General features: G+C 69.4%; 12 protein-coding genes. 6 read left to right on the top strand and 6 right to left on the bottom strand.

Annotated elements, in window-relative coordinates; genetic code table 11:
- The 4 genes from PMI01_RS10255 to PMI01_RS10240 form a co-directional block, all read right to left on the bottom strand.
- A partial coding sequence (locus tag PMI01_RS10255) for an ABC transporter ATP-binding protein (protein ID WP_007667729.1) occupies positions 1-769 on the bottom strand: 769 nt, incomplete at its 3' end.
- Complete coding sequence (locus PMI01_RS10250; protein WP_035035670.1) at positions 766-1,809, bottom strand: FecCD family ABC transporter permease; 1,044 nt, start codon at positions 1,807-1,809, stop codon at positions 766-768. The genes PMI01_RS10255 and PMI01_RS10250, both read right to left, overlap by 4 nt.
- Complete coding sequence (locus tag PMI01_RS10245) at positions 1,749-2,552, bottom strand: ABC transporter substrate-binding protein (RefSeq protein ID WP_007667726.1); 804 nt, start codon at positions 2,550-2,552, stop codon at positions 1,749-1,751. The genes PMI01_RS10250 and PMI01_RS10245 overlap by 61 nt, the downstream gene beginning before the upstream one ends.
- A 4-nt stretch (positions 2,553-2,556) precedes the next feature.
- On the bottom strand, positions 2,557-3,192 hold the full coding sequence (locus PMI01_RS10240; protein WP_007667724.1) for a TetR/AcrR family transcriptional regulator: 636 nt from the start codon (positions 3,190-3,192) through the stop codon (positions 2,557-2,559).
- A 252-nt stretch (positions 3,193-3,444) separates the two neighbouring features.
- Between PMI01_RS10240 and PMI01_RS10235 the strand changes: the two genes are divergently transcribed.
- Positions 3,445-4,185, top strand: coding sequence for a glycosyltransferase (locus PMI01_RS10235; RefSeq protein ID WP_238537034.1), 741 nt, complete (start codon positions 3,445-3,447; stop codon positions 4,183-4,185).
- 494 nt (positions 4,186-4,679) lie between these two features.
- On the opposite strand, the gene PMI01_RS10230 is transcribed toward PMI01_RS10235, so the two are convergent.
- A complete protein-coding gene (locus PMI01_RS10230; RefSeq protein ID WP_007667719.1) occupies positions 4,680-4,907 on the bottom strand; it encodes a DUF6471 domain-containing protein in 228 nt (75 codons plus the stop codon).
- A gap of 110 nt (positions 4,908-5,017) precedes the next feature.
- Here PMI01_RS10230 and PMI01_RS10225 point away from each other — a divergent pair, with 110 nt between their 5' ends.
- Both PMI01_RS10225 and PMI01_RS10220 read left to right on the top strand, forming a co-directional pair.
- On the top strand, positions 5,018-5,977 hold the full coding sequence (locus PMI01_RS10225) for an IS1595 family transposase (protein ID WP_035035655.1): 960 nt from the start codon (positions 5,018-5,020) through the stop codon (positions 5,975-5,977).
- 219 nt (positions 5,978-6,196) lie between these two features.
- Entirely contained in the window at positions 6,197-6,730 is a 534-nt protein-coding gene (locus PMI01_RS10220) for a hypothetical protein (protein WP_157223730.1), read from the top strand.
- Here the strand turns inward: PMI01_RS10220 and PMI01_RS10215 are convergent.
- A complete protein-coding gene (locus PMI01_RS10215) occupies positions 6,727-7,173 on the bottom strand; it encodes a hypothetical protein (RefSeq protein WP_007667710.1) in 447 nt (148 codons plus the stop codon). The two genes, PMI01_RS10220 and PMI01_RS10215, sit on opposite strands and share 4 nt — an antisense overlap.
- An 87-nt stretch (positions 7,174-7,260) precedes the next feature.
- Here PMI01_RS10215 and PMI01_RS10210 point away from each other — a divergent pair, with 87 nt between their 5' ends.
- Genes PMI01_RS10210 through PMI01_RS10200 form a run of 3 tightly spaced genes read left to right on the top strand, consistent with a single transcriptional unit; the run spans position 7,261 to position 9,590 of the window.
- Positions 7,261-7,875, top strand: coding sequence for a glycosyltransferase family 2 protein (locus PMI01_RS10210; RefSeq protein ID WP_007667708.1), 615 nt, complete (start codon positions 7,261-7,263; stop codon positions 7,873-7,875).
- An 18-nt stretch (positions 7,876-7,893) separates the two neighbouring features.
- Positions 7,894-8,796, top strand: a complete 903-nt coding sequence (locus PMI01_RS10205; RefSeq protein ID WP_007667705.1) for a class I SAM-dependent methyltransferase — start codon at positions 7,894-7,896, stop codon at positions 8,794-8,796.
- 2 nt (positions 8,797-8,798) lie between these two features.
- Entirely contained in the window at positions 8,799-9,590 is a 792-nt protein-coding gene (locus PMI01_RS10200) for a TrmH family RNA methyltransferase (RefSeq protein WP_007667702.1), read from the top strand.
- The last annotated feature ends 132 nt before the right edge of the window (positions 9,591-9,722 follow it).

Here is a 9,722-nt window from a genome sequence, read left to right as displayed (position 1 = left end):
GGGAGAGGGTTTCGGAATGACGCCGCGCCGCCACCACCAGACCCGCCGGCGTCTCCACCAGCGCCCCGTCCAGCTTGAACACCTTCGCCAGCACCTCGGACGACAGCGCGTCCCTCGGAAGGCCGTCCGCCGCCACGCGGCCGTGGTCGAGCACCAGCACCCGGTCGCAGGCCCGCGCCGCCAGGCCCAGGTCGTGCAGCGTCACCACCACCGCCGCGCCAGACGCCGCCTCGGCGCGCAGCAGGTCCAGGGTCAGCAGCTGGGCGTCGGGGTCCAGGCCCGCCACCGGCTCGTCGGCGACCAGCAGCGGCGCGCGGGTGGCCAGCAGCCGGGCCAGCAGCACCCTGGCGCGCTCGCCGCCCGACATGTCGAGCACGCCGCGCTCGGCCAGGTCGGACATCCCCACCCGCGCCAGGCGCTCGCGGGCCACGGCCAGGGCTTCGCCCGGCGGCAGGTCCGGCGCGCCCAGGGCGGCGACGTCGAGGGCCGGCAGGTTCCAGGCCAGGCGACGCTCCTGCGGCAGGTAGCCGACCAGCCGCGCCCGCTCGACCGGGTTCAGCCCGCCGATCACGCGACCGCCCAGCAGCGCCCGTCCGGCCTCCAATGGCATCAGGCCCAGGCCCGCTCGCAGCAGGCTGGTCTTGCCCGCGCCGTTGGGACCGACCACGCCCAGCACCTCGCCGGGGGCGACGGTCAGGGACGCGCCGTCCAGCACCAGGGCCTTGCCGCGCCGGGCCTTCGCCGCCTCGATGGTCCAGGCCGCCGTCATGACCGCCAGCTCCGGGCCGCGCGCCAGGCGAGAAGCGCGAAGACCGGCGCGCCGAACAGGGCGGTGACGACTCCCAGTTTCAGCTCCTGTTCGGTGGGGATCAGCCGGGCGGCCAGGTCGGCGGCGACCAGCAGCAGGGCGCCGGCCAGGGCGGAGGGCCGCAGGATCCTGCCCGGATCATCGCGCGCGGCGGCGCGCACAAGGTGCGGCGCGGCCAGGCCGACGAAGCCGATGACGCCGGCGGCGGCCACGGAAGCGCCGGCCAGCAGCGCCGAGCCGGCCACCGCCGCCACCCGCAGCCGGGCCATCGGCAGGCCCGACATCTGGGCCGCCTCCTCGCCCAGGGTCAGCATCCGCAGGCCCTTGGCGGCGTAGAGACACAGCCCCGCTCCCACCGCCATCGGCGGCAGGGCGCAGAGAATGTCGGTGAGGTCACGGTTCTCGACCGAGCCCATCAGCCAGGCCAGGACCTCGGCCGTAGCCACCGGCGACGGCGACAGGTTGAAGACCAGGGCGGTCAGCGCCCCGGCGAAGGCCGACAGCGCCACGCCGAACAGGATCAACACCTCGGGCTCGCGGAACCGCGCCGCCAGGCCGATGACCACCGCCCCGGCCAGTAAGGCCCCGGCCAGGGCGCTGACCTCGACCGCGCCGGGCAGCGCCGCCAGGCCGCCGGCGATGGCCAGGGACGCGCCCAGCCCGGCCGTGGCCGAGACGCCCAGCACGCCGGGCTCGGCCAGCGGGTTGCGCAGCAGCCCCTGCATCGCCGCCCCGGCCAGGCCCAGGCCCGCGCCGATCAGGGCGGCCATGGCCACGCGGGGCAGGCGGATGGTCCACAGCACCTCACCGGGCGGCGACCCCGGATCGGACAGGGCCTGGTGGTACTGGGCCAGGCTCAGCGGGCTCTCGCCCAGGCTCACGGCCACCATGGCGACCGCGATCAGGGCCAGCAGCAGCAGAAGCTCCAGACGCCGCGCGCTCATGGCCGCGTCACCTCGGCCAAGGCCTGCGCCCCGTCGGCGGCGAACCAGGCCGAGCAGCCCAGCATGGCGCCGGGCAGCGAGGCGATCACTCGACCCCGGGTCGCCTGGCGCAGCGCCGCGTGCCGTCCGGGACCCCAGCGGTCCGCGCCGGCCCGGGTCAGGTCGAAAAAGCCCAGCACCACCGCCTTGGGCGGCGCCAGCACCAGGGCCTCCAGCGGCGCAGGCGAGAAATAGGGCTGCGTCGCGGCGTTGGTGAAGCCGGCGGCCCGCAGCATCGCGTCGATCATGGTGCTGGGCCCGGCCGTATAGCCGCCCGGCGTCAGGTAGAAGGCGCTCCGTCCCCGCCCCGCCCCGGCCGCTTGCGCCAGCTTGCCGTCCATGTCGGCCAGCAGGGCCTCGCCCGCCGCCTGGCGGTTCAGCGCCGCGGCCACCTGGCGGACATTGGCGCGCACGCCGTCGAAGTCGGTGGCGTCGCCCAGGCTGACGGTGCGTATCCCCCGCCGCTGCAGGGCCGCCGTCAGCCGGGCGTCGCCGCCCCACTGGCGCACCACGACGTCGGGCCGCGCGCCCAGCGCCGCCTCGATCGTCGCCCGCCGTTGCGGCAAGCCCCGAGCCCTGGCCCGCAGGAAGGAGTCCGGCGCGTCAGCGCGGGGCGACAGGCCGACCACCGTTTCGCGCGGCGCCAGGGCCAGCACGTACTGGTCGGCGCAGGAGTCGAGCGACATCACCCGCTGGGCGGCGGCGGGCCCCGCCAACCCCACGAGGCCGCCGGCGAACAGGGCGGCCAAAAGGGCGCGCATCGGCCTAGTCCGTGACCAGGCCGTGCAGCAGGCCGTCGAGGGTGACCTTCATCAGCTCCTCGCGCGGGGCCCAGTTGCGGTCGGGCATGGTGATCAGCAAGGCCACCAGGCCATGGCAGGCAGCCCACAGCACCTGGGCCGCGCTCTCGCCCGAGCCGGTGCGCAAGCGTCCGGCGGCGGCGATCTCGTGGATCGGGCCGCTGAACTCCTCGAAGCAGCGGTCGCCCAGTTCGGCGGTGGCGGCCTGCTTCTCCTTGGAGATCACGTCGCGCGAACCGCAGAACACCAGTTGGTAGGTGTTGGGGTTGTCGAACGCGAAACGCATGTAGGCTTCCAGCATCAGCCGCACCCGCGACACCGCGTCGATCGGCCGGTGGGCGATGTCGACATTGACCGCCAGCAGTTGGCCGATCGCGTCGTCGCTGATCTCCAGCAGGATCTGGTCCTTGTCGCGAAAATGCATGTAGAGGGCCGTCGACGACACGCCCACGGCGTCGGCGATCTTGCGGATCGTCGCCCCGGCATAGCCCTCGGCGATGAAGATCTTCTCGGCCGCGGCCAGGATCTCCCCCCGGCGCAGGTGCCCATCGCCCTTTGGCTTGCGCGCCGACTTGTGCGGCTTCTTCAACGCGATCGTCACGATCTGGCGTTCCCCTTACCTAGTCCCCGAAGCCAACACTAAACGGGAATCACACAAACGTCGCAACTGTCGACGAAATACGCGAAACGCGTGTTTTTACGTTTGACACTCTATGGTTGAAGATTCGCTATCTGCGCGCTGGACATCCGCAAGCGCGACGGGGGAGCGATGGCGCGGGAGGAACGAAACCAGCAGGGTCGCGCCTGGCGCGCGCCCTCGCCCATCCCAGCGCCGGACGCGCTCGCGCCGCCCTTGCCCGACGGAGCGCACCGACGCCTGTCGCCGGCCCAGGCGGCCGGGCTGATCCTTCTGGCGGCCCTGGTCATGACCTTGGCGGTGACGCGTCCGGCCCTGCTGACCGAGACCTTCCGCTGGCTGTTCATGGCCGGCTTCACGCTGAGCGCCGTGGTCAAGCTGGCGGCGGCCTGCACGCCGCGCCTGGCCGTCGTCCCACCATCGCCGGACGACGCGGACCTGCCCGTCTACACCGTGATCTGTCCGCTGTTCCGCGAGGCGGCGGTGGCGGCCGAACTGGTCGAGAACCTGTCGCGCCTGGACTATCCGCGCGACCGCCTGCAGGTGCTGATCGCCCTGGAGGCCAAGGACCACGAGACCCAGGCCGCCTTCCAGGCCCTGCCCCTGCCGACCTTCGTCCAGGTGCTGATCGTGCCGCCCGGCTCGCCCCAGACCAAGCCCCGCGCCTGCAACCACGCCCTGGAGCGGGCGCGCGGGCAACTGGTGGTGATCTACGACGCCGAGGACGCGCCCCACCCCGGCCAGTTGCGCGAGGCCGCCGCCCGCTTCGCCGCCGACGGGCCGGAACTGGCCTGCCTGCAGGCCCCGTTGCGCATCGAGGCCGACCGGCGGTTCATCGGCGAGCAGTTCGCCCTGGAATACGCCGTGCAGTTCGAGGTGCTGCAACCGGCCCTGGCCCGCTGGGGCCTGCCCTTCCCGCTGGGCGGCACCAGCAACCACTTCCGCGGTATTATGTAGCAAACACACCTGCTGCGATGCCGGGTCTCTAGAGGAGACCTGAGTTGACGAAACAGCCTCACGGTTGCGCTTCTGCGGGACTCCCGGTCATTGTCTCGGGATGGGTGCGCCAGCCTCGGCATACGAGAAAATCACGGCCATCACGACGGGCGCGTTGGCGTTCGCGGTTAGCGGCGTGCTGACTGTTCTCGATCACATGGGAGTCGAAGTCCCCAATTGGGCTTGGATGGCCTACGGCTGGGGATGCGGGTTCCTGGCGCTCGTGTGTGTCTCGCTGTCGATTCACATGGTCTTGGAGGGGGCGTTCAGCCGCAAGCGCCCCAAGGCTCCACCGTTGGTCCTAGAGCCCGTCACGCCGCCCGATCCCCAGGCGGCGCTTCTTGAGGTGCAAGAGGCGATTGCGAATGAGCTATGGCTTCAGAGAGCGCATCGCGAGGGGGCTGACCGCCTGACGCGGGCAAGCTGGATGGTGTTCGGAAGACCCCCTCACGAAATCAATCCAGCCGAAGAGTCGTCACCCCGATTGCCTGCAAAGCGGCGAGGAAGAACCAAGCGGGGAAGCCGCCCCGATTGATCTTGGCTTGAACTCCCGTCTCGGTCTCGGGAAGCCCCATCTCAGACAGCTTACGCGCCAGGTCGGCATTCTTCATGCCTGCCCGGACCATCTCGGCTTTCAGATGGCGCTTGGCCTTGTCGGCCCATTCGTCGCTAGTCGCGGCCATCCGATTTTCTCCACTTGTGAATGCCAATCAAACATATCTGTCGCTTTTCCCATTGCAAGCGTCGATGGCATTTCCTATCTATCCGTTGTCGAACCATACGGATATGTCGGTTGTCACAACACTTCCTCCTCTCTGCCGCCGCCCGGACCCTGTCGCTCGGGAAGGTGATGCGCATGTCGGAAGACGAGGCGTTCGAGACGTTCAAGACCATCCGTTGGGACGAGAACGAGGGTCAGCCCTATTGCGGCAAGTGCGGTTGCACGGCCGTCTACACGTTCAAGGCTCGTCGCATCTTCAAGTGCAAGAGCTGCGAGGCTCAGTTCTCGGTGACGAGCGGGACCATCTTCGCCAGCCGCAAGCTCGCCGTGCGCGACATTCTCGCGGCTATCGCGATCTTCGCCAACGGCGCCAAGGGCTATAGCGCCCTCCAATTGAGCCGGGATCTCGACGTCCAGTACAAGACGGCGTTCGTGATGGCGCACAAGCTGCGCGAAGCCCTGGGCAAGGTGGCGGACCGGACCAAGCTCGATGGCGTGGTCGAGATCGATGGCGCCTACTTCGGCGGCTACGTGAAGCCCGCGAACGAGAAGTGGGCTCGTCAGGACCGGCGCCTCCTCGAAAACCAGACGGGTAAGCGCCAGGTTGTCGTGGTGTTGCGCGAGCGTGGCGGCCGGACGTTGCCGTTCGTCACCAAGGCTGAGCGTGAGGGTGTCCCCCTGGTGACCGCCAACGTGTCCCCGGGGACAACCGTCCACGCGGACGAGGCTCCGCATTGGGACGTCCTGTCGGCCAAGTTCGCGACCAAGCGGATCAACCACTCGGAGGCCTATAGCCTCGATGGCGCCTGCACCAACTGGGCCGAGAGCTTCTTCAGCCGCATCCGCCGGGCCGAAGCCGGCGTCCATCACAAGATCGCCGGCCGCTATCTGGAAGCCTATGCGGGCGAAATGGCGTGGCGCGAGGATCACCGCCGCATGAGCAATGGTGTCCAGTTCGCCCAGATCGTCGATGCGGCCATGTCGGCCCCCGTCTCGCGCCAGTGGAAGGGCTATTGGCAACGGCCCGCTTAGGGCGGATAAAACACATGCCTCGTCCGAAGTTTGGTCACGGAAGACGAGGTGCGCTGTTGCGCGTGAACGCGGGCCCGCTCTGTCGGGCGGCCTGCTCAATAAAATACCTTCGGGGAATAAGCAGGACGCGCTTCCCCGTGTTCGCGCGTGACCAACCGTCCCGGCACTCCGCCGGGCTTGGGAGCACGGGGGACTATGAGGAATCACGTCTGTATGGGGATGGCGCTTGCCATCGCCTTGAGCGCTGTCACGTCGATAGCTCACGCTCAGACCGCCACGACGCCGGGTGTGACGCCCGAGACGGGAAAGTGGCGCTACACCGAAACGGCCTCCGCCCTGGACGGAGCTAAGAGCCGGATCGCCACCCTGACGGCGGAGACGCAAGTCGCGAACATCTTGGGCCGCATGGAGGCTCCGACCTTGGGCCTCACCTGCGACAAGAACGGCCTGGGCGTGGTCATGTCGTGGCCCGACTTCGTGGGCGAGGCCGGATTCCTGACGCTTCCGGTCAAGTGGAAGATCGATGACGGCAAGGTCTACAAGACCGGGTGGTTCCCGGGGACCACGAGCGTCACTCTCATGGGCCCAGGAGCCCAGGGATGGATAAGGCAGGTCAAGGACGCCAAGACCCTCGTGGTCGCCGTCCCTGATCGCCACGGAGGCCAGGAGGCCACCTTCGACCTCACGGGGATCGAGGCCATCGGCCCGCGCTTCTCCGAGGTGTCCTGTGGCGGCGGAGCTGGCGCGCGCTAGACCGCCAGCCGCCAGACGAATTCACACCGCTTGGTGTCGTTCTCCGAGATCGCAAGGCCTGCGTCGCGCATCTGGCGTAGCGCCTTGCTGATCCGCCGGACGACGTCGAGCATCATCCGGCGGTCCCGGCCGTCCTTGCCCTCATAGTTGATGATCGTCAGGGCGAGTTGCCGGGCGGTCTGCGGCCCCTTCTCGCGAAGCTGGCCAATGAGGAACTGGCGGAGCTCGCCCCGGTAGAACAGGACGATGCGCGGCGCCCTGACGGTCAGCCGGACCTCGCCGTCATACCCCAGGGTCTCTAGGACCCGGTCGACCGCCTCGACGTCGTTCGAGAGAACCGCCAGCCTCTCCCGAGTGATGGCGATCTCCTCCATCATCTCCTCCCGCTTCTTGAGCAAGCCGGAGATGGCGTGAGCGAAAGTCTCGGTTCTGGCGGGTTTCATGCCCCAGAACGTACAAAATCATTCACTTCTGAACGATGCTGGGCTAGGTGTGTTTGCTACATAATACCGCACTTCCGCGCCGAAGCCTTGCGCGCCATCGCCGGCTGGGACGCCTACAACGTCACCGAGGACGCCGACATCGGCTTCCGGCTGGCCGCCCGGGGCTACCGGCTGGGCGTCATCGCCTCGCCCACCTTCGAAACGCCGCCGCGCCTGGGCCCCTGGTTCCCGCAGCGCGCCCGCTGGGTGAAGGGGCATATCCAGACCCTGGCGGTGCATCTGCGCGGACCGGCGGCCCGGAGCCCGCGCGGCCTGGCGTCGCTGGTCCTGACCCTGGCGCTGTCGGTGGCCTCGTCCCACCTGCACGGGCCGCTGTTCTTCTGGTTGCTGGCCAAGGTCGTCGCGGCGCTGCTGGGCGTCGAGGGGCTGATCGACGGCGGAGATTTCGTGGTCCTGGCCCTTGGCTGGTCCTGCGCCTCGATCGCCGGAGTTCGGGGACTGGAACGGGCCGGCATAAAGCCGCGCTTCCTGCCGCTGTTCGGCGCGATCGGCTACTGGCCGCTGCAAAGCCTGGCCGCCGTCAACGCCGCCGTGCAGTTCGTGGTCGCGCCGTTCCATTGGGACAAGACCCCGCATCAGCCCCGCACCCCGGCCAAAACCTCGGCCCCCGCCACGCCCCAGACTGGACGGAGCTTGCCCTGAGCGCGTATTGGCGGGGTCATGGATCCGACCGTCGCCCTCGCCCCCCTCGTCATGCGCACCACCGGCTGGACCGACTACGCCCTGCTCGACAGCGGCCATGGCAGGAAGCTGGAGCGCTACGGCCGCTACACCGTGGTCCGCCCCGAGCCGCAGTGCTTCTGGGCCCCGCGCCTGCCCGCCAAGGTCTGGGACGAGGCCGACGCCGTCTTCGACCCCACCGACGAGGACGAGGCCGGCCGCTGGCGCTTCAAAGGCAAGCCGCTGGAGAAGTTCGCCCTGGCCTGGGGCGAGGCGAAATTCCACGGCCAGTTCACGCCGTTCCGCCACCTGGCCTTCTTCCCCGAACAGGCCGCCAACTGGGCCTGGCAGGACGCCCGCGTCCGGGCCTTCAAGACCCGCCAGCCCAAGGTCCTGAACCTGTTCGGCTACACCGGCGTGGCCAGCCTGGTCTGCGCCGCGGCCGGCGCGGCCGTCACCCACGTGGACGCCTCCAAGAAGTCGGTCGGCTTCGCGCGCGACAACGCCGCCTTCGCCGGCCTGTCCGACAAGCCGATCCGCTGGATCGTCGAGGACGCCCGCCGCTTCGTGGCCCGCGAGGTGCGGCGCGGCTCGCAATATGACGGCATTATCCTGGACCCTCCGAAATTCGGCCGCGGGGCCGACGGCGAGGTCTGGCGGCTGTTCGAGGACCTGGCCGAACTGACCGCGAACTGCGCCCAGATCCTCAGCCCCGACGCCTCGTTCCTGCTGATGAACGCCTATGCCGCCCGGGTCTCCGGCGCGGCGATGTCGGGCCTGCTGGCCCAGGAGCTCGAGGGGCGCGGCGGTGTCATCGACTGGGGCGAGCTTTCGCTGGTCGAGGAAAAGGGCGACCGGCAGATCGGCCTGTCGTTCTTCGCGCGCTGGGCTTCGGAAGGCTGACCATGAACGCCAAGACCGTCACCTCCCTTTCCAACAGCACGGTGAAAGCCGTCCGCGCCCTGCACATGCGCAAGGAGCGCGAGGACAGCGGCCTGTTCCTGGCCGAGGGCCTGAAGATCGTCATCGAGGCGATCGACTGCGGCCACGCCCCCAAGATCCTGATGTACGGCCCCGACGCCGCCGACCACCCGATGCTGCAGAAGGCCGCCCAGGCCTGTTTCAAGGCCGGCGGCGAAATCATCGAGGTCAATCGCGAAATCCTCGAAAAGGTCTCGCGCCGCGACAACCCCCAGGCCGTGGTCGGGGTGTTCCGGCAGGTCTACACGCCGCTGTCGGCCATCGTCCCCGAGAGCGCCCCGTGCTGGGTGGCCATGCAGGCGGTGCGCGACCCCGGCAACCTGGGCACGGTGATCCGCACCGCCGACGCGGCCGGCTGCGGCGGGGTGATCCTGGTCGGCGACTGCGTCGATCCCTATTCGGTCGAGGGCGTGCGGGCGACCATGGGCTCGATCTTCGCCGTCAAGATCGCCAAGGCGAGCATCCAGGAGTTCCTGGCCTGGCGCGAGGATTGGCCCGGCAGCGTGATCGGCACCCTGCTGACCGCCACGGTCGACCACAAGAACGCCGACTATGTGAAGCCGTCGCTGATCCTGATGGGCAACGAACAGCAGGGCCTGCCGCCCGAACTGGCGGCGGCCTGCGACGTCAACGTCAAGATCCCGATGCGCGGCCGGGCCGACAGCCTGAACCTGTCGGTGGCGACGGGGATCATGATCTACACGGTGACGGGCTAGCGCCAGGACGCGCACTGGGTGGGGACGCACACTCACCCCGAAGTCTTCGCCAGGCTCACCCAGGTCGCGCCGTGGGTGTGTGTCCCCGTCGGCTCCCTGAGAGCGAGCAACCCGCCCGTTGTCGCCTCATCG

Origin of the sequence: Caulobacter sp. AP07 (assembly GCF_000281955.1) — a bacterium.
In the GTDB taxonomy this organism is placed as follows: Bacteria; Pseudomonadota; Alphaproteobacteria; order Caulobacterales; family Caulobacteraceae; genus Caulobacter.
The sequence above is the reverse complement of the archived record's forward strand: the minus strand, read 5'-3'. Positions and strand labels throughout refer to the sequence as shown.